Annotated in this window: 25 protein-coding genes and 2 riboswitches; of the genes, 13 read left to right on the top strand and 12 right to left on the bottom strand. The window is 72.9% G+C overall.

Going from position 1 to position 22,049, the window contains the following annotated elements:
* The first annotated feature begins 29 nt into the window (after nt 1-29).
* Both L2C96_RS14295 and L2C96_RS14290 read left to right on the top strand, forming a co-directional pair.
* Nucleotides 30-623: a TetR/AcrR family transcriptional regulator gene (locus tag L2C96_RS14295; RefSeq protein ID WP_237336473.1), complete on the top strand. Its 594-nt coding sequence runs from the start codon at nt 30-32 to the stop codon at nt 621-623.
* A 4-nt stretch (nt 624-627) separates the two neighbouring features.
* A complete protein-coding gene (locus L2C96_RS14290) occupies nt 628-2,865 on the top strand; it encodes an AAA family ATPase (protein WP_237336472.1) in 2,238 nt (745 codons plus the stop codon).
* Between the two features lie 52 nt (nt 2,866-2,917).
* Here L2C96_RS14290 and L2C96_RS14285 read toward each other — a convergent pair whose 3' ends face one another.
* Nucleotides 2,918-3,589 carry a LytR C-terminal domain-containing protein gene (locus L2C96_RS14285; protein ID WP_020416967.1) on the bottom strand — a complete coding sequence of 224 codons (672 nt, stop codon included), beginning with the start codon at nt 3,587-3,589 and terminating at the stop codon, nt 2,918-2,920.
* Complete coding sequence (locus L2C96_RS14280) at nt 3,586-3,903, bottom strand: DUF3263 domain-containing protein (RefSeq protein WP_020416968.1); 318 nt, start codon at nt 3,901-3,903, stop codon at nt 3,586-3,588. Before L2C96_RS14280 ends, L2C96_RS14285 begins: the two co-directional genes overlap by 4 nt.
* Before the next feature lie 128 nt (nt 3,904-4,031).
* Between L2C96_RS14280 and L2C96_RS14275 the strand changes: the two genes are divergently transcribed.
* Together L2C96_RS14275 and L2C96_RS14270 are read left to right on the top strand one after the other, a co-directional pair.
* Nucleotides 4,032-4,586: a peptide deformylase gene (locus tag L2C96_RS14275; protein WP_017985307.1), complete on the top strand. Its 555-nt coding sequence runs from the start codon at nt 4,032-4,034 to the stop codon at nt 4,584-4,586.
* 94 nt (nt 4,587-4,680) lie between these two features.
* Nucleotides 4,681-5,595, top strand: a complete 915-nt coding sequence (locus L2C96_RS14270; RefSeq protein WP_039791290.1) for a S1C family serine protease — start codon at nt 4,681-4,683, stop codon at nt 5,593-5,595.
* Here L2C96_RS14270 and L2C96_RS14265 read toward each other — a convergent pair.
* Together L2C96_RS14265 and L2C96_RS14260 are read right to left on the bottom strand one after the other, a co-directional pair.
* Nucleotides 5,592-6,143 carry a Uma2 family endonuclease gene (locus L2C96_RS14265; protein ID WP_237336471.1) on the bottom strand — a complete coding sequence of 184 codons (552 nt, stop codon included), beginning with the start codon at nt 6,141-6,143 and terminating at the stop codon, nt 5,592-5,594. The two genes, L2C96_RS14270 and L2C96_RS14265, sit on opposite strands and share 4 nt — an antisense overlap.
* A gap of 64 nt (nt 6,144-6,207) precedes the next feature.
* Entirely contained in the window at nt 6,208-6,930 is a 723-nt protein-coding gene (locus L2C96_RS14260) for an alpha/beta fold hydrolase (RefSeq protein ID WP_237336470.1), read from the bottom strand.
* Nucleotides 6,931-7,011: 81 nt separating this feature from the next.
* Between L2C96_RS14260 and L2C96_RS14255 the strand changes: the two genes are divergently transcribed.
* Nucleotides 7,012-7,581 (top strand): TetR/AcrR family transcriptional regulator, encoded by a 570-nt coding sequence (locus L2C96_RS14255; RefSeq protein WP_237336469.1) that lies wholly within the window; start codon nt 7,012-7,014, stop codon nt 7,579-7,581.
* Here L2C96_RS14255 and L2C96_RS14250 read toward each other — a convergent pair.
* Nucleotides 7,524-8,717, bottom strand: a complete 1,194-nt coding sequence (locus L2C96_RS14250) for an MFS transporter (protein ID WP_237336468.1) — start codon at nt 8,715-8,717, stop codon at nt 7,524-7,526. The genes L2C96_RS14255 and L2C96_RS14250 overlap by 58 nt on opposite strands.
* A 107-nt stretch (nt 8,718-8,824) precedes the next feature.
* Nucleotides 8,825-8,951: riboswitch (TPP riboswitch) on the top strand.
* On the opposite strand from L2C96_RS14250, the gene thiC reads away from it, so the two are divergent.
* The 3 genes from thiC (at nt 8,944) to thiD (L2C96_RS14235) (ending at nt 12,261) form a co-directional block, all read left to right on the top strand.
* The gene (gene thiC, locus L2C96_RS14245; protein ID WP_237336467.1) at nt 8,944-10,587 is read left to right on the top strand and encodes a phosphomethylpyrimidine synthase ThiC; all 1,644 of its coding nucleotides are present in this window, start codon (nt 8,944-8,946) and stop codon (nt 10,585-10,587) included. Its footprint overlaps the riboswitch before it by 8 nt.
* Complete coding sequence (gene thiD / locus L2C96_RS14240) at nt 10,587-11,402, top strand: bifunctional hydroxymethylpyrimidine kinase/phosphomethylpyrimidine kinase (RefSeq protein WP_020416975.1); 816 nt, start codon at nt 10,587-10,589, stop codon at nt 11,400-11,402. Before thiC ends, thiD (L2C96_RS14240) begins: the two co-directional genes overlap by 1 nt.
* 25 nt (nt 11,403-11,427) lie before the next feature.
* The gene (gene thiD, locus L2C96_RS14235; RefSeq protein ID WP_237336466.1) at nt 11,428-12,261 is read left to right on the top strand and encodes a bifunctional hydroxymethylpyrimidine kinase/phosphomethylpyrimidine kinase; all 834 of its coding nucleotides are present in this window, start codon (nt 11,428-11,430) and stop codon (nt 12,259-12,261) included.
* Between the two features lie 273 nt (nt 12,262-12,534).
* Here thiD (L2C96_RS14235) and L2C96_RS14230 read toward each other — a convergent pair whose 3' ends face one another.
* From L2C96_RS14230 to thiO, 4 genes are all read right to left on the bottom strand, one after another.
* On the bottom strand, nt 12,535-12,966 hold the full coding sequence (locus tag L2C96_RS14230; RefSeq protein WP_020416977.1) for a MarR family winged helix-turn-helix transcriptional regulator: 432 nt from the start codon (nt 12,964-12,966) through the stop codon (nt 12,535-12,537).
* Between the two features lie 85 nt (nt 12,967-13,051).
* Nucleotides 13,052-13,813 carry a thiazole synthase gene (locus L2C96_RS14225; RefSeq protein WP_051123488.1) on the bottom strand — a complete coding sequence of 254 codons (762 nt, stop codon included), beginning with the start codon at nt 13,811-13,813 and terminating at the stop codon, nt 13,052-13,054.
* Between the two features lie 4 nt (nt 13,814-13,817).
* Nucleotides 13,818-14,018, bottom strand: a complete 201-nt coding sequence (gene thiS, locus L2C96_RS14220) for a sulfur carrier protein ThiS (protein WP_020416979.1) — start codon at nt 14,016-14,018, stop codon at nt 13,818-13,820.
* Complete coding sequence (gene thiO, locus L2C96_RS14215; protein WP_237336465.1) at nt 14,018-15,124, bottom strand: glycine oxidase ThiO; 1,107 nt, start codon at nt 15,122-15,124, stop codon at nt 14,018-14,020. The genes thiS and thiO overlap by 1 nt, the downstream gene beginning before the upstream one ends.
* A riboswitch (TPP riboswitch) is annotated at nt 15,119-15,227 on the bottom strand. It overlaps the preceding gene by 6 nt.
* A gap of 31 nt (nt 15,228-15,258) precedes the next feature.
* On the opposite strand from thiO, the gene thiE reads away from it, so the two are divergent.
* On the top strand, nt 15,259-15,915 hold the full coding sequence (gene thiE, locus L2C96_RS14210; protein ID WP_020416981.1) for a thiamine phosphate synthase: 657 nt from the start codon (nt 15,259-15,261) through the stop codon (nt 15,913-15,915).
* Nucleotides 15,916-16,318: 403 nt separating this feature from the next.
* On the opposite strand, the gene L2C96_RS14205 is transcribed toward thiE, so the two are convergent.
* Nucleotides 16,319-16,903, bottom strand: a complete 585-nt coding sequence (locus tag L2C96_RS14205) for a TetR/AcrR family transcriptional regulator (protein ID WP_237336464.1) — start codon at nt 16,901-16,903, stop codon at nt 16,319-16,321.
* Between the two features lie 76 nt (nt 16,904-16,979).
* On the opposite strand from L2C96_RS14205, the gene L2C96_RS14200 reads away from it, so the two are divergent.
* Both L2C96_RS14200 and L2C96_RS14195 read left to right on the top strand, forming a co-directional pair.
* Nucleotides 16,980-17,204 carry a hypothetical protein gene (locus L2C96_RS14200; RefSeq protein ID WP_237336463.1) on the top strand — a complete coding sequence of 75 codons (225 nt, stop codon included), beginning with the start codon at nt 16,980-16,982 and terminating at the stop codon, nt 17,202-17,204.
* The gene (locus tag L2C96_RS14195; protein WP_237336462.1) at nt 17,197-18,108 is read left to right on the top strand and encodes an alpha/beta hydrolase; all 912 of its coding nucleotides are present in this window, start codon (nt 17,197-17,199) and stop codon (nt 18,106-18,108) included. The genes L2C96_RS14200 and L2C96_RS14195 overlap by 8 nt, the downstream gene beginning before the upstream one ends.
* A 53-nt stretch (nt 18,109-18,161) precedes the next feature.
* On the opposite strand, the gene L2C96_RS14190 is transcribed toward L2C96_RS14195, so the two are convergent.
* Together L2C96_RS14190 and L2C96_RS14185 are read right to left on the bottom strand one after the other, a co-directional pair.
* Complete coding sequence (locus L2C96_RS14190; protein WP_237336461.1) at nt 18,162-19,058, bottom strand: hypothetical protein; 897 nt, start codon at nt 19,056-19,058, stop codon at nt 18,162-18,164.
* Nucleotides 19,059-19,226: 168 nt separating this feature from the next.
* Entirely contained in the window at nt 19,227-19,955 is a 729-nt protein-coding gene (locus L2C96_RS14185) for a GntR family transcriptional regulator (RefSeq protein WP_017985323.1), read from the bottom strand.
* A gap of 127 nt (nt 19,956-20,082) precedes the next feature.
* Between L2C96_RS14185 and L2C96_RS14180 the strand changes: the two genes are divergently transcribed.
* Both L2C96_RS14180 and L2C96_RS14175 read left to right on the top strand, forming a co-directional pair.
* Complete coding sequence (locus L2C96_RS14180; RefSeq protein WP_237336503.1) at nt 20,083-21,090, top strand: SIS domain-containing protein; 1,008 nt, start codon at nt 20,083-20,085, stop codon at nt 21,088-21,090.
* Complete coding sequence (locus L2C96_RS14175) at nt 21,087-22,001, top strand: N-acetylglucosamine kinase (RefSeq protein WP_020416987.1); 915 nt, start codon at nt 21,087-21,089, stop codon at nt 21,999-22,001. The genes L2C96_RS14180 and L2C96_RS14175 overlap by 4 nt, the downstream gene beginning before the upstream one ends.
* Nucleotides 22,002-22,049: the final 48 nt, after the last annotated feature.

The following is a 22,049-nucleotide window of genomic DNA, read 5'->3' as shown; positions in this document are numbered from 1 at the left end:
ATCAAGGCGCATCAACTAGACTGATCGCGATGACCACGACCGAGCAGTCGCTCCCGCTGCGGGAACGCAAGAAGCTGCGCACGCGCCAGGCGCTGGCCGAGACCGCCGTCGCCATGTTCACCGAGCGCGGCTTCGACGCGACCACGCTCGACGAGCTGGTCGACGCGGTCGAGGTCTCCAAGCGGACCTTCTTCCGCAACTTTTCGTCCAAAGAGGACGTCGCGCTCACCGCGATCAAGCAGCTGTGGGAGACCTACCTCGCTGTGCTCACGGAGCGGCCGCCGTCCGGACCGCTGCTCGGCGTGCTGAAGGACGCCCTGCTGACGACCCTCGCCAGGCTGGACGACCACTGGTACCGGCAGTTCCTGCCGACGGTCCGGCTGACCGAGGGTTGCGCCGCGCTGCACGCGCACTCGCTGCGGTACTGCGCGGAGGTCAAGTCCGAGATCGTCCGCGTCCTCGGCGGCGGCCCCGATCTCGAGTTGCGGCTGCTGGTCGAGGTCGTGGTCGGGACGTGGAACTGCGCGCTCGCCGAGTGGAGCCCGTCCGGCGAGCGGGACCTGCTGCCGGTCCTCGTCAACCGCGCGTTCGGCACCCTTCCGGCCGCGCTCGCCCTAGAGTGAGGGCGTGAGCGCGCCCCAGATCACGTTGACCATCCGGCACACGCCGTCCGCACTCGACACCCGGCGCGGCATCGTCCGCCTGCATCCGGAGGTCCTCGACGCGCTCGGCCTGCGCGCCTGGGACGCCGTGCACCTCACCGGCGCCCGGGTGAGCGCCGCGCTCGCCGCGCCCGGCGACGCGTCCGGGACGCCCGGGTTCGTCTTCGCCGACGACGTCACCCTGTCCAACCTCGGCGTCACCGAGGGCTCGGAGGTCGTGGTCGCGCCCGCGGACGTCACGCAGGCCCGCTCGGTCACCGTCGCCGGGTCGCGGCTGGCCAGCGCGTCGGTGTCGCCGAACACGCTCCGGCTCGCGCTCACCGGGAAGGTCCTCACGGTCGGCGACGCGGTGTCGCTCCTCCCGCAGGACCTCGCCCCGGCTCCGGGCTCGGACGTGACGACCGTGCGCGGCCAGCTGTCCCGCGCGATCGGCGCCGGCTGGACCACCGAACTGCTCACGGTCACGGCGACCGAACCCGGCGGACCGGTCGTGATCTGCCCGTCCACCGTGGTCAGCTGGCGGGACGGCGCCCAGTCGAGCGCCGAGTCGAGCGTCCAGTCGAGCGCACGGTCGAGCGCACCGGCGACGGTGGCCCCGCGCGTGGAACCCGAGGTGATCGCCGAACCGGAGGAGCCCGCCCCGCCGGTCAGCGACCTGTGCGGCGCGCAGGACCAGGCCCGCACGCTGGCCGAGTGGGTCGACCTGACGTTCCGCCGCCCCGACCTGCTGGCCAGGCTCGGCACCTCGGCCCGGTTGGGGGTGCTGCTGTCCGGCGCGGAGGGCGTGGGCAAGACGACGCTCGTCCGGTCGGTCGCCGCGGCCGAGGACCTGCGCCTGGTCACGCTGGCCGCGCCGTCGATCGCCGTGCTGGAGCCGAACGCGATCGCCACCCGGCTGCGGGAGGCGATCGACCAGGCCGCCGCGGGCGGTCCGGCGGTGCTGCTGATCACCGACATCGACACGCTGCTGCCGGCGACGCAGCCGCCGCCCGTCGCGACCGTGGTGCTCGACGAGCTGCGTGGCGCGCTGACGCGCCCGGACCTCGCGGTGGTCGCCACCACCGCTCGCCCGGAGGCCTGTGACCCGCGGTTGCGCGCGGCCGACCTGCTCGACCGCGAGTTGGCCATCCCGCAGCCGGACGCCCGGATCCGCACCGAGCTGCTGCGCGTGCTGCTGCGCGACGTGCCGCTGGAATCCACTGTGGACCTCGGCGGCATTGCCGACCGGACACCGGGTTTCGTGACCGCGGACCTGCTGGCGCTGCGCCGGGACGCCGCGGTGCGGGCCGCGCTGCGGCAGCGGGACGTCGAGGAGCCGCGCATCTCGCAGCAGGACCTGCTGGACGCCCTGCAGTCGGTGCGCCCGATCTCGATGTCCACTTCGGACAGCCTGGCGACCGGCGGGCTGACGCTGGACGACGTCGGCGACATGACCGACGTCAAGCAGTCGCTGACGGAGGCGGTCCTGTGGCCGCTGCGGTACCCGGACTCGTTCGCGCGGCTGGGGATCGCGCCGCCGCGCGGGGTGCTGCTGTACGGGCCGCCCGGTGGCGGCAAGACGTTCCTGGTGCGGGCGCTGGCGGGCAGCGGCGCGCTGAACGTGTTCGTGGTCAAGGGCGCCGAACTGCTGGACAAGTGGGTCGGCGAGTCGGAGCGGGCCGTGCGGGAGCTGTTCCGCAAGGCCGCCGACGCCTCGCCGTCACTGGTGTTCCTGGACGAGATCGACGCGCTCGCGCCGCGCCGCGGCCAGTCCGGTGACTCCGGGGTGTCCGACCGGGTGGTCGCCGCGCTGCTCACCGAGCTGGACGGGGTCGAGCCGATGCGGGACGTGGTCGTGCTCGGCGCGACCAACCGGCCCGAGCTGGTCGACCCGGCCCTGCTGCGCCCCGGGCGGCTGGAGCGGCTGGTGTACGTGCCGCCGCCGGACGCGCAGGCGCGGGCCGACATCCTCCGCGCCACCGCCCGGCACACCCCGCTCGCGTCCGATGTGGACCTGGACGAGGTGGCGGCGAGCCTGGACGGCTACTCGGCGGCGGACTGCGCGGCGCTGATCAGGGAGGCCGCGCTCACCGCGATGCGCGAGTCGCTGGAGGCCGCCGAGGTCACGGCGGCGCACCTGGAGACGGCGCGCAAGGCGGTGCGGCCCTCCCTGGACCCGGCGCAGCTGGCCGCGCTGGAGTCCTACGCGAAGAACCGGGCCTGACACGCGGAAAGGGCGGCCGGTAGCGTCGGCCGCCCTTTCCGGAAACCCGGGCTCAGGAACCCTTGACCTGCGAGCCCTTGTAGTCGTTGGTGACGATCACGATGACACCCGGGCTCGCGTCCTGGATGCCGTCGAACCGCGGCTCGACCTTCATGCCGAACGCGGTGGCCAGCGAACGCGCCGCGGTCTCCTCGTCCGTGCCCGGCGTGTAGTACACCGTCGTCGTCGGGATGATCCCCTGCGGGTAGTTGCCGACCTCGACGACGTTCCAGCCGTTCGCGCGCAGCTCGTTGGCGGCGCGGGCGGCCAGGCCGTGGATCGTGCTGTTGTTGTAGACCCGCACCGGCACCCACTTGGCGGCGGTCTGGTCGGCGGCCGCTCCGCCGTCACCCGCGCCAGGGGCGCCCGTCGTGCCGCCCGGCTGGGTCGCCGTGCCACCGGGCCCGCCCGGCGTCGCGGTGTCCGTCGGCTGCCCCGGCGGCGGCGTTTCGGAGGTCGGCGGGACCGGGCTCGGCGGCGTCGGCTCCGTGGGGGTCGCGCCCGTGGTCTCGGTGGGCGCTGTCGTCCCGTCCGTGGCCGTCGGGCTCGGCGCCGCGGTCTGGCCGTTGTCCCCGTCGCCGTTCAGCGCGGTGATGCCGCCGATCACGACCGCCACAAGAGCGACCCCGATCAGCACCACACCGGCCAGGCGCAGCGGGCGGGACAGGCCCTGCAGAAAGTTCATAGCGCTTCGATCCCCAGTCGCCGGGCGACCCGTTTGCGCTGCCGCGCGGAGCGCATCTTGCGCAGCCGCTTCACCAGCATCGGGTCGGCGCGCATCGCTTCCTCTTTGTCGAGGAGCTGGTTGAGCAGCTGGTAGTACCGGGTGGGCGAGAGGCCGAACTCTTCGCGGACGGCCTGTTCCTTGGCCCCCGCGTAGCGCCACCACTGGCGTTCGAACGCCAGCACCTTGAGCTCACGGGGCGTGAGCCCGCCCTCGTCGCCGGTGGGCTCGGGCGACGGCCGGTCGCCTCCGGCCATCGACTCCGCGGCGTCCATCTGACTCCTCAAGTCGCAAACCACACGGTTGTGATCCCGCGGGCGCCATTCAACCACGGGTCGAGGGTCCGGTTGTGGGATCACGGCCCGGCGCGTCACGGCTCGTCCGCTGGGTACGATCGCGGATTGTGACCATCCACCCGATCCGGATCGCCGGCGACCCGGTGCTGCACAACCCCACCCGCGAGGTGGAGAAGTTCGACGACGAGCTGCGCACCCTCACCGACGACATGTTCGAGACCATGTACGCCGCCGAAGGGGTGGGGCTGGCGGCCAACCAGATCGGCGTCGACCTGCGCGTCTTCGTCTACGACTGCCCCGACGACCAGGGTGTGCGGCACAAGGGCCTGGTGGTCAACCCGAAGCTGGAGACCTCCGAGATCCCGGAGACCATGCCCGACCCCGACGACGACTGGGAGGGCTGCCTGTCCGCGCCCGGCGAGTCGTACCCGACCGGGCGGGCGAGCTGGGCCAAGGTCACCGGCTTCGACCTCGACGGCAACCCGATCGAGGTCGAGGGCACCGGGTACTTCGCGCGCTGCCTGCAGCACGAGACCGACCACCTGGACGGCTACATCTACCTGGACCGCCTGGTCGGCCGCCACGCGCGCGACGCGAAGCGCATGCTCAAGCGCAACAAGTGGGGCGTCCCCGGTCTGTCCTGGCTGCCCGGGTCGGAGTGAGCTTTCGCCCTCGGTGAACGAGAGGGCTTTCCGCGTGCCCACGAGCGCACACTGGTTATTGATGTAACTGTGTAATCGCGGGGTGGTGGTGGCGGTGGATGACACCGATGCCCTCGACGCCTACTCACGCTCGGTGAGCACGGTGGCCGCCGAGGTGACGCCGCACGTGGCGAGCGTGCGGCTGTCCCGGGGCAGTGGTTCGGCGGTCGTGTTCGCCGACGACGGGCACCTGGTGACGAACGCGCACGTGGTCGGCGGCGGCACGCACGGCACGGCGACGTACTCGGACGGCACCGAGGCGCGGTTCACGGTGGTCGGCGCGGACCCGTTGTCGGACCTGGCCGTGCTGCGCGCGTCGGAGGCGCCGAGCGCGGCCCGGATGGGCGACGCGGACAAGCTGGTCGTCGGGCAGCTGGTGGTGGCGATCGGCAGCCCGCTCGGGCTCGCCGGTTCAGTGACCGCGGGCGTGGTCAGCGCGCTGGGCCGGTCGCTGCCGGTGCGCACCCGCAGCGCCGGGCGGGTGATCGAGAACGTGATCCAGACCGACGCGGCGCTGAACCCGGGCAACTCGGGCGGCGCGCTGGCGGATTCGGCGGGCCGGGTGGTCGGCGTCAACACGGCGGTCGCCGGGTTCGGCCTCGGTCTGGCGGTGCCGATCAACGAGACCACCCGGCGGATCATCGACACGCTGCTGGTGGAGGGCCGGGTGCGGCGGGCGTACCTCGGGGTGGTCGGGGTGCCGGCGCCGTTGCCGGACGAGGTCGCCGAGCACACCGGGCAGCGCGCGGGGCTGCGGATCGTGGAGGTGGTGCGCGGCGGGCCGGCCGAACGGGCGGGGCTGCGGCCGGGCGACCTGGTGCTGACCGTGGGGCGCTCGCGGATCACGGACGCGCAGGACATCCAGCGGCAGCTGTTCGCCGAGGTGATCGGCACGAGGCTGGCCATCACGGTGCTGAGGAACGGCGCGATGGTCGACGTGTTCGCGACGCCGAGCGAGCTGGTGAGTTAGAAGGCCGCGGTCGCGAGCACGAGGTCGAACGGCGCGGGCAGGCGGATCTCCTCGCCGAAGGACACCTGCTCCGAGCGGCGGTAGTGCCCGTCGACGGGATCCGAGAACAGGGTGACCGACGGCTTCGGCTCGGCGTACCGGTCGATCAGGAGGTAGAGAGGCACCGGCGCCTGGGCGTAGGCCCAGAGCTTCTCGACACGATCAGTGCGGGCGTTGCCCTGGGAGACGATCTCCACCACCAGTTCCGCGGCCTCCGCCGGAACGGGCACGTTGTCCGGACGGGACAGCAGTTCGTGGTGCGGAACCACGACCAGGCCGGGCACGTAGAGCCGGCTCGCGCTCCGAATGGAGACGCCGAGCTTCTGCAGGATGGCCCGATCCTCCGGGACCGCCCGCACCAAGGCGCGATGGACCGACGCGGCGATCCTGCTGTGCCCGTTGTCGACGGGCGGCGTCAGTGTCACCCCTGCCGGGGTGATCTCCGCCCGCCAGCCCTCCGGCACGTCGAGGTTCTGCCACTCGCGAAGCCGGGTCTCCCAGTCGCCCACGTGCCGCAGCCTAGAAGGGCGTTTCCCGTGGTCAACCGCGGTCCGGCACGTCAGTCCGCGGCCCTCAGGCGAGCTTCAGCAGCAGCTCGCTCAGCTCCACCGGCGTCGTGATCATGCAGTCGTGGCCCGTGGGCAGTTCCCAGATCTCCGCGGGCGTTCCGTTGGGCTGCACGGCGGGCACGGGGCGGCGCGCGAAGCCCTCCGGTTTCACCGTGCAGTGGATGTGCGTCCGCGGGATCGCCCGCGTCGCCGGGTTGTCCAGCCGCACCGGTTGCTGCAGGCAGCGCACCGGCTGGTCGGACAGCATCGTGCGCAGCCAGGCGATGTCATCAGGATCCGTGACGCCGAACAGGCCGGCCGGCGGCGGCAGCTCGGGCATCGGCGGGACGCGCCAGCCGCTTTCGGAGGCCAGCGCCAGGTCGATCAGCCCCTGGGTGACGGGCAGGACGTCCGCCGCGGATTCGCCGTCCTCCGGGACCATCGCGTCCAGGTACACCAGCCGCGCGACCCGGTCCGGCAGCTCGTTCGCCACCGACGAGATCACCAGCCCGGCGTAGCTGTGCCCGACGAGCACCACGTCGGTGAGGTCCTCCGCGCGGATCAGACCGGTCACGTCCGCGACGTGCGTGTCGAGGCCGACCTCGGGGCCGGCCAGGTGCACCGTATCGCCGTAGCCGGTCAGCGTCGGCGCGAGCACGCGGTGCCCGGCCGCCTCCAGCAACGGCGTCACCCGCGTCCAGCACTCCCCGGTGTGCCACGCGCCGTGCACCAGCAGGTAAGTCGTCATCGTTCACTCCACTTAGAAACGGGACACTGTCCCGGTTAACATACGGGACAGCGTCCCGCTTAGCTACCACCGGGTGGGAGAATGGACGGCGTGGACGACAGCGCACCCAAGCGGGCCGACGCGCGGCGCAACCAGAAAGCCCTGCTGGACGCGGCGGCCGCGGTCTTCGTCGCGTCCGGGGTGGAGGCGCCGATCCGCGACATCGCGGCCAAGGCGGGCGTCGGGACCGCCACGATCTACCGCCACTTCCCCACCAGGGCGGACCTGATCATCGCGGTCTACCGGCACCAGGTGGAAGCGCTCGCCGAGGCCGGTCCGGCGCTGCTCGCCGCCAGCGCGACCCCGTACGCCGCCCTGGCGGAGTGGCTCGACCGGTTCGTCGACTTCGTGATCACCAAGCAGGGCCTGCCCGCCGTGCTGCAGTCCGACGACCCCTGCTACGACCCCCTGCACTCCTACTTCCTGGACCGGCTCGTCCCGGTCTGCACACAGCTGCTCGAAGCCGCGTCAGCCGAGATTCGCGACGGCCTCGACGCGTACGAGCTGATGCGCGGCATCGGCGGCCTCTGCGCGGGCGCGAGCAGCAAGCACCCCTACGACGCGCGCCGCCTGGTCGGCATGCTCGTCGCCGGGCTGCGCCGGCCGGACTGAAGACCTCCGCCGCGGTGGAGAGCGGACACGGCCAGCCCGCCGAGCACGCCGACCGCCCCCAGCAGCGGCAACGCGCCCAGCGCGGCACCGGCCGACAACGCGCGCCCGCCCAGCCACGCGCCCGCGCTGATGCCCAGGTTGAAGATCGACGTGTAGACCGCGACCGCGAGCGTCGGCGCTCCGGCGGCGGCCACCACCACCCGCGTCTGCAGCCCGGGGACCAGCGCGAACGCCACCGCGCCCAGTGCGAACACGCCGACTACCGCCCCGGCTCGCACCGAAGCGATCGCCGCGAAGAGGACCATCGCCGCCGCCAGCACCGCGATGAGCGCCCGCAGCGAAGCCCACGGCCACCGGTCCGCGAGCCGCCCGCCTGCCAGGTTCCCGCACAGCGCCCCGGCGCCGAACACCATGAGCAGCACGACCACCCCGCCGGGCGGGAAGATCCGGCCGAGGATCGGCGACAGGTAGGTGTAGGCCACGAAGAACCCGGTCTCCGTCACCAGCGTCACCGCCAGCAGCACCAGCACCGGCCGCGTCACCAGCGCCCGCAGCTCCGGTCCCAGCCGCGGCGGTTCCGCGGTCCGGGCGGCGGGCACCAGCAGCGCCACCGCCGCCATCGCGGCCAGCGCCACGACCGCCAGCAACCAGAACGACGTCCGCCACCCGTACGCCTCACCCACGAGGGTGCCCAGCGGCGCGCCGAGGACGGTCGCCAGGTTCAGCCCGGTCGACACGAACGCGATGGCCCACCCGCGCTTCGACGGGTGGACCATCGACGCGGCCAGCACGAGCGCGATCGCGAAGAACGTGCTGTGCGTCAGCGCGGTGACCACCCGCGCGGCCAGCAGCACGCCGAACCCGGTCGCGCTCGCCGCGAGCGCGTTGCCCGCCGCGAACACCGCGACCAGCCCGAGCAGCGCCGCCTTGCGCGGCACCCGCAGGGTCGCGGCGGTCACGAGCGGACCGCCGATGGTCACCGTCAGCGCGTACCCGGCCACGAGCAGGCCGGTCGAGGGCACCGGCACGCGCAGGTCGGCCGACAACGCGGGCAGCAGTCCGATCACGAGCGTCTCCGCCGTGACGACCACGAAGAGACAGGCGCCGAGCGCGATGAGCGCGGCCGTGGTTCGCATGATCGTCAACTTAGGGGCTGACACCGGTGTGAAACTCCAGCGCGGGTGAGCGGTCTCACCGTCGTGCTCTTGAGGTCTGCCGCGCGACGTGGCATGGTCGGACGGACAACCGAACACGCGGGAGCTCGCGCCTTGGCGGGCTGAGAGGGCGGCTGGTGTCCGTTGGGACCCGGCGCCGCCGACCGCTGAACCTGACCGGGTAATGCCGGCGTAGGGAGTATTTCTAGTGACGACGCTGGAAAACGGCAAGAACGTCGCGCCGACCGTGACCACCGGGCCGATCACCGGATCCCGGAAGGTCTACCACCACACCGAAAACGGGCTGAAGGTCCCGGCCCGCCGCATCGAGCTGACCAACGGCGACCACTTCGACGTCTACGACACCTCCGGCCCGTACACCGACCCCGAAGTCACGATCGACGTCCACAGTGGACTGGCGCCGCTGCGTGCCGACTGGATCGCGAACCGGGAGCACAACACGCAGCTGGGCTTCGCCAAGGCCGGCGTGATCACCCGCGAGATGGAGTTCATCGCCGCGCGCGAGCGGGTCACGCCCGAGTTCGTGCGTGACGAGGTCGCCGCGGGCCGGGCGGTCATCCCGGTCAACCGCAACCACCCGGAGAGCGAGCCCGCGATCATCGGGAAGAACTTCCTGGTGAAGGTCAACGCGAACATGGGCAACTCGGCCGTGTGGTCGTCGGTCGAGGAGGAGGTCGACAAGATGGTGTGGGCGACCCGCTGGGGCGCCGACACGATCATGGACCTGTCCACCGGCAAGCGCATCCACGAAACGCGCGAGTGGATCATGCGCAACTCCCCCGTCCCGGTCGGCACCGTGCCGATCTACCAGGCCCTGGAGAAGGTGGACGGCGATCCGGCCAAGCTGTCCTGGGAGGTCTACCGGGACACCGTGATCGAGCAGTGCGAGCAGGGCGTGGACTACATGACCGTGCACGCCGGCGTGCTGCTGCGCTATATCCCGCTGACCGCGAACCGGGTGACCGGCATCGTCTCCCGGGGCGGTTCGATCATGGCCGCGTGGTGCCTGGCGCACCACAAGGAGTCGTTCCTGTACACGCACTTCGAGGAGCTGTGCGAGATCCTGCGCGCCTACGACGTGACGTTCTCGCTCGGCGACGGCCTGCGCCCCGGCTCGATCGCGGACGCCAACGACCGCGCCCAGTTCGCGGAGCTGGAGACGCTCGGCGAACTCACGCACATCGCGCGCGCCCACGACGTCCAGGTGATGATCGAAGGCCCCGGCCACGTGCCGATGCACAAGATCAAGGAGAACGTGGAGCTGGAGGAACGGCTCTGCGGCGAGGCCCCGTTCTACACGCTCGGTCCACTCACGACGGACATCGCGCCTGCCTACGACCACATCACCTCCGCCATCGGCGCGGCGCAGATCGGCTGGTACGGCACGGCGATGCTGTGCTACGTGACGCCGAAGGAGCACCTGGGCCTGCCCAACCGGGACGACGTGAAGGCGGGCGTGATCGCGTACAAGATCGCCGCGCACGCCGCTGACCTCGCCAAGGGCCACCAGTACGCCCAGGACTGGGACGACGAGCTGTCCAAGGCCCGCTTCGAGTTCCGCTGGACCGACCAGTTCAACCTCTCGCTCGACCCGGACACCGCGCGCTCGTTCCACGACGAGACACTGCCCGCCGAGCCCGCCAAGACGGCGCACTTCTGCTCGATGTGCGGGCCGAAGTTCTGCTCCATGCGGATCACCCAGGACGTCCGCAAGTACGCCGAGGAGCACGGGCTGTCCACTGTGGATGCGATCGAGGCCGGGATGCAGGAGAAGTCGGCCGAGTTCGCCGAGAACGGCAAGCAGGTCTACCTCCCGGTGGTCCAGCCGTAATGAGCGTCACCCCGAAGACCGCGCTGACCATCGCCGGGAGCGATTCCGGCGGTGGGGCGGGGATCCAGGCCGACCTGCGGGCGTTCTTCGCCTGCGGGGTGCACGGGATGACCGCGATCACCGCGGTCACCGTGCAGAACTCCGTCGGTGTGCAGGGCTTCACCGAGATCCCGCCGGACGTCGTGTCGGCGCAGATCAAGGCCGTTGCCGGGGACATGGGCGTGGACGCGGCCAAGACCGGCATGCTGGCGACGGCGGAGATCATCACCGCCGTCGCCAAGACGCTCGACGAAGTCCACATCGGACGCAACGCGGACGTGCCGTTCGTGGTGGACCCGGTGGCGGCGTCGATGCACGGGGACGCCCTGCTGCGTGAGGAGGCGCTGGAAGCCATCCGCACGGAGCTGTTCCCGCGCGCGACGCTGGTGACCCCGAACCTGGACGAGGTCCGGCTGCTCACCGGCGTCGAGGTCACCGACAGGGCCAGCCAGCGCGACGCGGCGCGGGCGCTGCTGGCGCTGGGTCCGATGTGGGTGCTGGTCAAGGGCGGGCACCTCTACGACGACCCGGAGTGCGTCGACCTGCTGTCCGACGGCGTGCAGTTCATCGAGCTGTCCGCGCGGCGGATCGACACGCCGCACACGCACGGCGGTGGCGACACGCTGGCCTCGTCGATCACCGCGTTCCTCGCCAAGGGGCTCGGGGTGCCGGACGCGGTGGACGAGGGCAAGCGGTTCATCGAGCGGTGCGTGGCCGAGGCGTACCCGCTGGGCGAGGGCGTCGGGCCGGTGTCCCCGTTCTGGCGGCTCGCTTGATCGGCGGGTTTGCGACACTGGGGGCATGAGCCAGAACGCGAGTCCGCCTGCCGCCCTGACCATCGCCGGATCCGACTCCGGTGGTGCCGCGGGGTTGCAGGCGGACCTGCGCACGTTCCTGACCTGCGGGGTGCACGGCCTGGTCGCGGTCACGGCGGTGACCGTGCAGAACACGCTCGGCGTGCACGACCGGTCCGACATCCCGGCGCGGATCGTGGCCGGGCAGATCGAGGCCGTGGCCGCGGACATGGGCATGCAGGCGGCGAAGACCGGCATGCTGGCCTCCGCGGAGATCATCGAGGCGGTCGCGGAGGCGTGCGACCGGGCGGAGATCGGGCGGGACTCGAAGGTGCCGTTCGTGGTCGACCCGGTGGCCGCGTCGATGCACGGGCACCCGCTGTTCGACGCGGCCGGGCTGGCCGCGCTGCGGGACCTGCTGCTGCCGCGGGCCGCGGTGATCACGCCGAACCTGGACGAGGTGCGCCTGCTGACCGGGATCGAGGTGACCGACCGCGCGGGCATGCACGACGCGGCGGTGGCGCTGAAGGAGCTCGGGCCGAAGTACGTGCTGGTGAAGAGCGGTCACCTGACCAGCGACCCGGAGTGCGTGGACCTGCTCTACGACGGCCGGACGTTCATCGAACTGCCCGGGCCGAGGTTCTCCACGCCGCACACTCACGGCGCGGGGGACGCGATGGCGTCGGCGCTGACCGCGGGCCTGGCGCGGGGCATGTCGATGCCGGAGGCCGCGCGGTTCGGGAAGTGGTTCGTCGGCAACGCGGTCGCGAACTCCTACCCGATGGGCGCGAAAGTCGGCCCGGTGTCGGCGTTCTGGAGGCTGGCGCCGGAGGATCGCTGAGCCGCGAGGTTCCAACACCCGCGGGTTTCGGGCTCAGGGCTGGGAGGTCTGCGCTCCGGTCCATGGGGCCCACGCTCCGGGGCGCGGGTTCCCGCGGGTCCCACGCTCTCGGGCGGAGTCTCACTCCCACGCGGGAATTCAGCACCCGCGCGCGAGTCCCGCGCTCCCGGCGCGAGTTCCGCACTCCCCGGCGCGAGCCCGCTCTCCGGGCGCGAATTCAGCACCCCCGGCCGCGAGCGACGCCTCCCCGCCACCGCGCACCCCGGGCGCGGGTCAGCTCTCGTCGCCGGCCAGCAACGCCTCCAGCGCCGGCAGCGCCTGCCCCAGCGCGGCCTGGTGCTCCGGCGACAGGCGGTCGATCCGCTTCTGCAGCTCGTGCACCCGCGTCGACCGCAGGTCCAGCAGCATCCGCTCGCCCTGCGGGGTGGCCGTCGCCAGCCAGGCGCGCCGGTCGATCGGGTCGGGCTCGCGGCTCGCCCAGCCGGCGTCGACCAGCGAGGCGACTATCCGCGACATCGTCGCGGCCGCCACGCCCTCCTTCGCCGCCAGGTCGCCGAGCCGCATCGGCCCGAAGGCGACCAGCGTCGACAGCGCGGAAATGGAGCCGTGGCCGGGCCCGGGTGTGCCTGCCTGCCGCAGCGACCGGGACAGCCGGCCGACGGCGAGGAACAACCGCCCAGCGACGTCCTCGGTTGACTCAACCACTCTCGAGCTCCTTCGCCTCGCCGACCGCTCGGGTGCGCTAAACCATACGTGCTCGCCGCGGCAAACCGAGGTGAAGCCGGGTTTTTCAGCGCGGCGGGCTGGACGCGTGCGCCCAGAACCGCTGCGGGATCCGGCCCGCCTGCCGGGCCAGCCGCCCGGCGACCACCGCCGAGCGCATCGCGTACGCCATCCGCTCCGGGTCCTGCGCCCTGGTCACCGCCGTGGACAGCAGCACCGCGTCGCACCCGAGTTCCATCGCCAGGGCCGCGTCGGAGGCCGTGCCGATGCCCGCGTCGAGGATGATCGGCACGCCCGCGCGGGCCACGATCAGCTCGATGTTGTGCGGGTTGCGGATGCCCAGCCCGGTGCCGATCGGCGCGCCCAGCGGCATCACCGCGGCGCACCCGGCCTCCTCCAGCCGCAGCGCGAGCACCGGGTCGTCGTTCGTGTAGGCGAACACGGTGAACCCGTCGGCGACGAGCTGCTCGGCCGCGTCGAGCGTCTCGACCGGGTCGGGCAGCAGCGTCCGGTCGTCGGCGTGGACCTCGAGCTTGATCAGATCGGTCTCCAGCGCCTCGCGGGCGAGGCGCGCGGTCAGCACGGCCTCCGCGGCGCTGCGGCAGCCCGCGGTGTTCGGCAGGAGCCGGATCCCGAGGCGGCGCAGCAGGTCCAGCACACCGGAACCGCCCTCGGCGTCCGCGCGGCGCAGCGCGACCGTCGTCAGCTCGGTGCCGGACGCGACGAGCGCCCGTTCCAGCACCGACAGGTTCGCCGCGCCACCGGTTCCGATGATCAGCCGTGACCCGAGCTTGTGCTCGCCGATCACGAGCTGGTCGCCGTCGAACATGACCTCACCCACCTTGCACCGCCGTCAGGATCTCCAGCCGCGCGCCCGCGGGGACGGTCCTGGCCGTCCACTCGCCGCGGCGCACGACCTCGCCGTTGAGGGCGACCGCGACGCCGCGCTCGGGCGCGTCGACCGCCTTGAGCACGTCGGTCACCGTCGCGTCGTCGGGGACCTCCCGCCACTGCCCGTTGACCTGCACTTCCATCAGACCCCTCCTGTTCCGAGCCGGGCCGGGTCCGCCGCGAGCGCCTCCTCGGGCGGTTTCTCCCCGGACAGCCAAGCCACGACGGCGTCGGCGGTCACCGGCGCCATGAGCAGACCGTTGCGGTGGTGACCGGTCGCGGCGAGGACGCCGTCGCCGAGGTCACCGATGAACGGGAGCGTGTCGGTGCTGGCCGCGCGCAGCCCGGCCGCGGTTTCGATCAACTCGTACTCGTCGATGCTGGGGAAGATCCGCTCGGCGCCTTCGAGCAGCTCGCGCACGCCGCGGGCGCTCACGCTGTCGTCGAAACCGGCCTCGTACTGCGTCGCGCCGAGGACCAGCTCGCCGCCTTCGCGCGGCACGAGGTACACCGGTCGCCCCTCCACGACGGCGCGCACCGTGCGCGTGGGCGGTGGCAGGCTCGTGCGCCGTGCGCGCAGGCGGAGGATCTCGCCCTTGAGCGGACGGACACCTCGCGCGAGCACCGGGTGCAGCCGGGCGCTGTGCGCGCCGGCGGCGACGACCACGACGTCGCACTGGACCTCGCAGTGGGCGGTGCGGACGCGGCCGGGCTCGACAGCCACCGCCTCGTCGCCGGTGAACTCGGCGCCGTGCTGGAGCGCGGCGGCTTCGAGGGCGCGGAGCAGCTTTCGGTTGTCGACCGCCAGGTCGCCGGGCACGAGCAGGCCGCCGCGCACCGCGCCGAGCCCGGGTTCGAGCGAGCGCAGCCTGCGGCCGGTGACCTGCTCGACGTCGCGGCCGACGGAGCGCAGGTAGCCGGCGAGGATGTCCAGCTGGTCGGCGTCGGCCCGGTCCAGTGCCACGACGACCGTGCCGGCGCGGGACAGCCCCGGGTCGCCGCCGTCTGCCGCAAGCGCTTGCGCGAACGTGGGCCAGCGCCTGAGGGACTCCTCGCCGAGAGCGAGGGAGTCCTCCTCGCCGGGCCAGGCCTCGGTGACGGGGGCCAGCATGCCGCCGGCGACCCAGGACGCGCCGCGGCCGGGCGCGGGGTCGACGACGGTGACGCGGTGCCCGGCCGCCGCGGCGCGCCAGGCCACGGACAGGCCGATGACCCCGCCGCCGACGACGGCCACGTGCTGGTTGCTCATGAGAATCACGCTCCCTGCGCCGGCATGATCCGGATCAGGTTCCACGGTCGGAGCGCTGGCAGCTCCCTCTCAGCCCGTGGCTCGGGCTCCCGTGCGGACACCTCCACCCTAACGTGCGAGATAGGGTTCAGGCCATGCCAGGGCTCAGTGGTGACGAGATCAGGAAACGCCTCGACGCGGCGCGGCTCTACCTGTGCACCGGGGACCGGCCGGACCTGGCCGAGTTCGCCGACGCCGCGCTGGCCGGCGGCGTGGACATCATCCAGTTGCGGGACAAGCGGGACGGGGCGCCGCTGGAGGCCCGTCAGGAGCTGGCCGCGCTGGAGATCCTGGCGGAGGCGTGCGCGCGGCACGGGGCGCTGCTGGCGGTGAACGACCGGGCGGACATCGCGGCGGCCGTCGACGCCGACGTGCTGCACCTCGGGCAGGACGACCTGCCGGTGCCGCTGGCGCGGCGGGTGATCGGCGACGAGCCGGTGATCGGCCGCTCGACGCACGACCGTCCACAGGCCGAGGCCGCGGCTGTGGAAGAAGGTGTGGACTACTTCTGCACGGGCCCCTGCTGGCCGACGCCGACAAAGCCCGGCCGTCCCGCGCCGGGCCTGGACTTGGTGCGCTCGACCGCGGCGCTCGGCACCGCGCGCCCGTGGTTCGCCATCGGAGGCATCGACGCCGAGCGGCTGCCGGAAGTGCTGGCGGCGGGCGCGACGCGGATCGTGGTGGTGCGGGCGATCACGGAAGCCGAGGATCCGGCTGCGGCCGCTCGTGCGCTGCGGGCACAGCTGGACTGAGCCGGGCAGCTCGGCGCTGGAACCCCGGGCTCCCGACCGCACGCGCTGGCGAACGGCCGCGCCATCACCGCCACCCGCGCGCGGCTCTCTGGCCCGGACACGGGCGAGCCAGCGGCCGTCACGCGACCGGCTGCCCGAGGAGCTGGCGGCGGCCGCCTCACGATCGTGATGGCTCGCGCCACCACCGCCGCCCGCGCCGCGGACACAGCTCGACTGGCCGCCCGAGGCGCCCACGGCAGGCACGATCACCGAGACCGAGGACCCGGCTGCAGCCACTCGCCCGCTGCGGGCACAGCTGGACTGACACGGGCCGTCGTGGCCGTGGCTCGCCCGAGCGGTAGCCGAGTGTGGTTCGCCGCGGTCAAGCCAGACCGACGGACGCCCCAGAACGGCGGGGAGGCTCTCAAGCCACCCGCAGGCGGTCGAGCCGCTCGTGCAGCATCGCGCGAGCCGACTCCGCCGTGCGGCGGCCGAGCAGGATCTGCACCGTGAGGCCGTCCGCGAGGGCGATGAGCGTCTCCGCCTCGGCCGGGACATCCACGCCGGCCCGCACCTCGCCGGCGTCCTGCGCGGCCCGCAACAACACGGCGAGCAACTCCGCCAGCCCGGCGTAGTGGCCGCGCTGCACCTCCGCCAGCGCGGGGTCGACCGCCGACTGCGCGGTGAACGCCATCCACACCCGCGCCTCCACCGGATCGTCGGCCGCGAGCATCGCCGTCAGCGTCTCCGCGAGCATCGTCACCGGTGACGCGGAACCGCCGATCCTGGCCTGCGCCCGCTCGCTGATCCGCCGGTTCACGTGCTCCTGCGCGAAGACCAGCATGTCCTCCTTGGTGCTGAAGCACCGCTGGACCGCGCCCATCGACACGCCCGCCTCACCGGCCACCTCGCGCAGGCTCACGCCCTCCAGCCCACGGCGGCTGATCAGCGCGCACACGGCGTCCGCGATCTGCCGCCGCCGGTCGTCGTGGTCGATCTTCCTGGGCATGCCGCCACTGTACCGATGCGAGCGCATCGAATCGTGCTACGGTTTTCGATGCAGTCGCATCGGAAACGGAGGCGCCATGAACAACGCCCAGAAAGCCCGCTGGATCGTGGGCACGCTCCTGTTCGTCCAGGGCTTCGGCTCGGCCGTCACGGACGCCCTGTGGAACACCACGTTCGGCGTCGCCGGCCTGCTCCGGGCCGCCGGCTTGCCCGGCTGGTTCGACTACGTGGCCGGCACCGTCGGCGCGATCCTGCTGATCTGGGCACTCACCCGAACCAGCAGGGCGAACGGCCGTGCGTGAACTCGGCCGCCGGGCCTTCCTCAGCACGACCGCGCTCGCGGCCGCGGGCTGCACCCCACCAAAGGCGACCACGGCGGACCCGGTCTTCGTGCTCGTCCACGGCGCCAACGGCAACGCGGGCTCCTTCGCCCCGGTGGTCGCCGAACTGACCCTCGCCGGCCACCGGGCCCTGGCCGTCGACCTCCCCGGCCACGGCCCGCGGGGACACTTCCCGGTCAGCTACCAGACCCCGCAGGACCTGGCCGCCTTCGCGGCCGAACCGTCACCGCTCGCGGGGATCACCCTGGCCGACACCATCGCGCACGTCACCGCCGTGGTCCGCCGGGCGGCGGCCCTTGGCCCGGTGGTCCTCGTCGGCCACAGCCTCGGCGGCGCGACGATCACCGGCGTCGCCAACCAGGTCCCGGGCCTCGTCGCCCGGCTGGTCTACCTGTCCGCCTTCTGCTGCGTCCGCCTGCGTAGCGTTCTCGACTGCTTCCTGGCCCCGGAAGCGGCCGGCTCGCTCCTGCCCGCCATCCCCGGCATCGGGGATCCGCAGGCCAGCGGCGTGGCACGGACGAACTGGCGGTCGGCGGACCCCGCGTTCCTCGCGGCGGCGAAGGCCGCACTCGCCGCGGACTACGCGGACAGCACGTTCCGCGCCGCCCTGAACGCGATGGAGCCCGACGAATCGTGGGCGCTGACCACCGGTGACGCGCGCGGCGACCCGGCGACGTGGGGCCGGGTTCCGCGCACCTACCTGCGCTGCACGCGGGACCGGGCCATCCCCCTCGCGCTGCAGGACCGGATGATCCGGGAGGCCGACGAAGCGACCCCGCGCAACCGGTTCGACGTGCGCGACCTGGACGCGCCCCACCTCGGCCCCGAGGACCCGCGCGAACTGGCCGAACTGCTCGCCGGCTGACACGAAACAGGCCCTTCGCGAAAACTCGCGAAGGGCCTGTGGCCGGTTTCGGATCAAGGACTGCTTGGTGCCGTGGTCGCCGTTTCGGATGCGGCGGACGGCGTTTCCTGGACGCTGGTGCTCGGCGTCGTCGTCACGGGGGACTCGGTCTCCTCGGCGCTGGACGACGTCGTCGGCGCGCTGCTCGTGCTCGCCGGCGCCCGCTCGTCCTCGCTCGTCGAGCTCTCGGTGACCGTCGTGACCTGCGTGGTCGTCGTCTCGGCGCCGCCGGAACCGCCGACCACCCGGCCCAGCGTCGTCCCGGTGCCGCCGGACACGGTGCTCCCGGTCGCCGCCTCGAAGCCGGTGATCGCCAGCATCCCGACCACGAACGCCACCACACTGGTCGCGACCGCGAGCGTCCACCGGCTCTTCCACCAGGGTTTCGCGGCGGCGGGCGGCGCCTCCTCCTCGACCGGCTGGTCCACCGGCTTCGGGATGAACACCGTCTTCTCGCCGCCCCCGGAACCGCCCTGCCCGGCCATCGGCATCCGGCGCGTCGTGCCGGACAGCGGTGGCGTGATCGGGTGCACGACCCTCGTCGGCATCTCGGTCAGCTGCGTGGCCGGTCTTCGCTGCGCGGCCCCGTTCTGCTGGTGCCTGATCAACGGGTGCGTCGACCGCGGCGCGACCGCGGGCGGCACGACCTTCGTCTGCTGCCGGGTCTCGGCCACGGCCAGCAGCTCGGCCGTCTTGCGCGCGGCCGCCCGCGTGCTGCGCAGCGAGCGCAGGTAGATCTCGCCACCCACGGTCGTCACGATGCTCGCGACACCGGCGCCGATGACCGTGCCCGCCACCCCCAGCGTGGAGCCCAGGAAAGCAGCCGTCACCGCGGCCAGCGCCGACGCCACCACCTGCGCCGGAGACAGCCCGGACTTCTTCTCGGCGCTCTCTTCCTTCTCCTCGGTCATGATCGCGGTGTGTTCGCTCTCCCTCTCGTGTTAACCCCATCGTGTCCAACGTGTTTGTCGATTGAGATGCTCCCAGCGTTGCCGGAAGGTGACGCAGGCCACTCTCAACGTCCACAGTGGACACAGCGGGCTTAACGATCCCTTGACAACGCAAGGGATCTTGGAGAGTTACGGGCGCCGCAGCGTGGTCACGAACTTGTACCGGTCACCGCGGTAGATGGACCGCACGAATTCGACCGGTTTGCCGTCCGCGGCGAACGAATGCCGCGACAGCAGGAGCATCGGGGTGCCGACGTCGGCGCCGAGCAGGTCCGCCTCCTGCGGCCCGGCCAGGGCGGTCTCGATCGTCTCCTCGGCGCTGTCCATCTCCACGCCGTAGTGCTCGCGCAACACCGCGTACAGGGAACCGCCCGCCGACACGTGTTTGCGCAGGCCGCGGAACCGGCCGAGCGGCAGGTGCGTGGTCTCCAGCGCCATCGGCTCGCCGTCGGCCAGCCGGAGACGGCGCATCCGCAGCACCTTCGCGCCGTTGCGGATGCCGAGCAGCTTCGCCAGCTCGGGCTCGGCCGTCAGCTCCTCGACCTCCAGCAGCTTCGACGACGGCTCGCGACCCTTCGCCCGCATGTCCTCCGTGTAGGACGACAGCTGCAGCCGCTGCGCGAGCTTCGGCTCGGCGGCGAACGTGCCCTTGCCCTGCACCCGGTGCAGCCTGCCCTCGGCGGTGAGGTCCGCCAGGGCCTGCCGCACCGTGGTGCGGGAGACCGCGAACTCGGTGGCCAGCGAGCGTTCGGTGGGAATCGGCGAACCCGGCGGCATCGTCTCCAGCAGGTCGAGCAGATGCTGCTTCAACGCCCAGTACTTCGGTTCGCGCTGACCGCGCGTGGCTGACTCCAACATGACCGACTCCTCCTCGAACCGCGCCTCCGGCGCAGGATGAAACTACCCTTTCCGGATGGAACCGCGCCCGGGGTAGCATTGGTCTAGACCTCCGAAGGGATCCAGCATGAGCAACCCCGGACAGCACATGGCCGCGGAAATCGCCGAACAGCCCGCCGTTCTGGGCGGCCTGGTGGCCCGCCGCGGGGAGATCGCCGACGTCGCCGCCGCCATCTCCCGGCGCCCGCCGCGGTTCGCACTGCTGGCCGCGCGCGGCTCCAGCGACCACGCGGCGCTGTACGCGAAGTACCTCATCGAGGTCCTGCTCGGGCTGCCGGCCGGGCTCGTCTCGCCCTCCACGGTGACCCTCTACGGGGCGCGCCCCGACCTGCGGGACGTGCTGCTGGTGTCGGTCAGCCAGAGCGGCGGCTCGCCCGACCTGCTGGAGTTCACCCAGACCGCCCGCAAGCAGGGCGCGCTGACCGTCGCGGTCACCAACACCCCGGCCTCGCCGCTGGGCGGCGCCGCCGAACTGGCCGTCGACATCGGGGCCGGCACCGAGACCGCGGTGGCCGCCACCAAGACGTACTCCGCGACGCTGCTCGCGTTGTACCTGCTCATCGACGCCGTCCGGGGCGGCGACTCGTCCGCCGCGGCCGAGATCGAACCGCTGGCGCGGCAGGCGCTGGAGGTCGACGTGCAGCGCGCCGTGGACCGGTACCGCTTCGTCGACCGGATCATCACCACCGGTCGCGGCTACTCCTATGCGACCGCGCTGGAGTCCGCGCTCAAGCTCGCCGAGACCAGCTACCTCGCCGCCCGCGCGTACAGCGGCGCGGACCTGCTGCACGGGCCGGTCGCGGCCGTCGACGAGGAGACCGCGGTGCTGGCGATCACCGGTGCCGGGCGGGGCGGAGCCGCCCTGCGCGACGTGCTCACCGCGGTCGCCGAGCGCGGCGCCGACGTGCTGGCGCTCGGGTCGTCGGCGGGCGAGGTGCCCGCCGCGGTCCGCATCCCGGTACCGTCCGTGGCCGAGGAACTCGCGCCAGTGCTGGAGGTGCTGCCGGTGCAGCGGATCGCGCTCGGGCTGGCGCTGGCCCGCGGCTTCGACCCGGACCGCCCGCGCGGGCTGAACAAGGTGACCAGGACGCGATGAAGTTCGTCCTCGGGGTCGACGCGGGTGGCACGTCCACGCGTGCGCTGGCGGTCGCCGCGGACGGCACGGTGCTCGGCGCCGGGCGCGCGGGCGGCGCCAACCCGAACTCGCACCCGCCCGCGGAGGCGGTCGCCAACCTGGCGGCGGCGATCCGCGCGGCCACCGAGGTCCCCGGCCGGGCAAGCGCTTGCGTCGTCGGCATGGCCGGCACCGCGAAGCTGACCGACCCGGCGGTCGCGGCCCTGTTCGAGCGCACCTGGCGCGACCTGGGCCTCGACCGCGTGGTGGTGCTGACCGACGCGGAGGTCGCGTTCGCCGCCGCCACCGACGCGCCCGACGGGACCGTGCTGATCGCGGGCACCGGCTCGATCGCGGGCCGGATCCGCAAGCGCCGCATGGTCGCCACCGAGGGCGGCTACGGCTGGCTGCTCGGCGACGAGGGCTCCGGGTTCTGGCTGGGCCGGGAGGCCGTGCGCGCCACGCTGGCCGCGCTGGGCCGCGACGGCGACCTCGGCCCGCTGGCCACCGCGGTGCTGGCCGAGGCCGGGGTCGACGCGACCGACCGGAAGTACGCGTGGCGGCGGCTGATCACGGTCGCCAACGCCGAGCCGCCGGTCCGCCTCGCCCGGTTCGCGCCGCTGGTCGCGGTCGACGACCCGGCCGCGACCGACATCGTCGAGCGCGCCGCCGACCTGCTGGTCGCGACCGCGCTGGCGACCCGCGAGCCGGACGAGGACACCCCTGTGGTGCTGGTCGGCAGCGTCCTCGGCGACGGCACCAGGGTCGGTGAGCGGGTGCGGGCGAAGCTGGCCGGGCTCGAGGTCCGCACCAGTTCGGACGGTGTGCTCGGTGCGGCCTGGCTCGCCGCCGTCGAGGCGTTCGGGGAGGCCGCGGCGCGCCGTCCGGGCTGACCGACCAAAGATCCGGGCGTTTTTCGTGCGCGGAGCACGAGTGCCGGG

The sequence above is a fragment of the Amycolatopsis tucumanensis genome, from assembly GCF_021654135.1.
In the GTDB taxonomy this organism is placed as follows: Bacteria; Actinomycetota; Actinomycetes; order Mycobacteriales; family Pseudonocardiaceae; genus Amycolatopsis_E; species Amycolatopsis_E tucumanensis.
Note: the sequence above shows the minus strand (reverse complement) of the source record. Positions and strands in the feature narration are given on the sequence as shown.

Excerpts from the sequence above, each read along its gene's own strand:
- thiD (WP_020416975.1), top strand. The coding sequence starts at position 10,587 with ATGAGCGTCACCCCGAAGACCGCGCTGACCATCGCCGGGAGCGATTCC.
- L2C96_RS14175 (WP_020416987.1), top strand. The coding sequence starts at position 21,087 with ATGAAGTTCGTCCTCGGGGTCGACGCGGGTGGCACGTCCACGCGTGCG.
- L2C96_RS14280 (WP_020416968.1), bottom strand. The coding sequence starts at position 3,903 with ATGGACGCCGCGGAGTCGATGGCCGGAGGCGACCGGCCGTCGCCCGAG.
- L2C96_RS14250 (WP_237336468.1), bottom strand. The coding sequence starts at position 8,717 with ATGCGAACCACGGCCGCGCTCATCGCGCTCGGCGCCTGTCTCTTCGTG.
- L2C96_RS14225 (WP_051123488.1), bottom strand. The coding sequence starts at position 13,813 with ATGTTCGACGGCGACCAGCTCGTGATCGGCGAGCACAAGCTCGGGTCA.
- L2C96_RS14285 (WP_020416967.1), bottom strand. The coding sequence starts at position 3,589 with ATGAACTTTCTGCAGGGCCTGTCCCGCCCGCTGCGCCTGGCCGGTGTG.
- L2C96_RS14260 (WP_237336470.1), bottom strand. The coding sequence starts at position 6,930 with ATGACGACTTACCTGCTGGTGCACGGCGCGTGGCACACCGGGGAGTGC.
- L2C96_RS14180 (WP_237336503.1), top strand. The coding sequence starts at position 20,083 with ATGGCCGCGGAAATCGCCGAACAGCCCGCCGTTCTGGGCGGCCTGGTG.
- thiD (WP_237336466.1), top strand. The coding sequence starts at position 11,428 with ATGAGCCAGAACGCGAGTCCGCCTGCCGCCCTGACCATCGCCGGATCC.
- L2C96_RS14205 (WP_237336464.1), bottom strand. The coding sequence starts at position 16,903 with ATGCCCAGGAAGATCGACCACGACGACCGGCGGCGGCAGATCGCGGAC.
- L2C96_RS14200 (WP_237336463.1), top strand. The coding sequence starts at position 16,980 with ATGAACAACGCCCAGAAAGCCCGCTGGATCGTGGGCACGCTCCTGTTC.
- L2C96_RS14190 (WP_237336461.1), bottom strand. The coding sequence starts at position 19,058 with ATGACCGAGGAGAAGGAAGAGAGCGCCGAGAAGAAGTCCGGGCTGTCT.
- thiE (WP_020416981.1), top strand. The coding sequence starts at position 15,259 with ATGCCAGGGCTCAGTGGTGACGAGATCAGGAAACGCCTCGACGCGGCG.
- thiO (WP_237336465.1), bottom strand. The coding sequence starts at position 15,124 with ATGAGCAACCAGCACGTGGCCGTCGTCGGCGGCGGGGTCATCGGCCTG.
- thiS (WP_020416979.1), bottom strand. The coding sequence starts at position 14,018 with ATGGAAGTGCAGGTCAACGGGCAGTGGCGGGAGGTCCCCGACGACGCG.
- L2C96_RS14295 (WP_237336473.1), top strand. The coding sequence starts at position 30 with ATGACCACGACCGAGCAGTCGCTCCCGCTGCGGGAACGCAAGAAGCTG.
- L2C96_RS14185 (WP_017985323.1), bottom strand. The coding sequence starts at position 19,955 with ATGTTGGAGTCAGCCACGCGCGGTCAGCGCGAACCGAAGTACTGGGCG.
- L2C96_RS14255 (WP_237336469.1), top strand. The coding sequence starts at position 7,012 with ATGGACGGCGTGGACGACAGCGCACCCAAGCGGGCCGACGCGCGGCGC.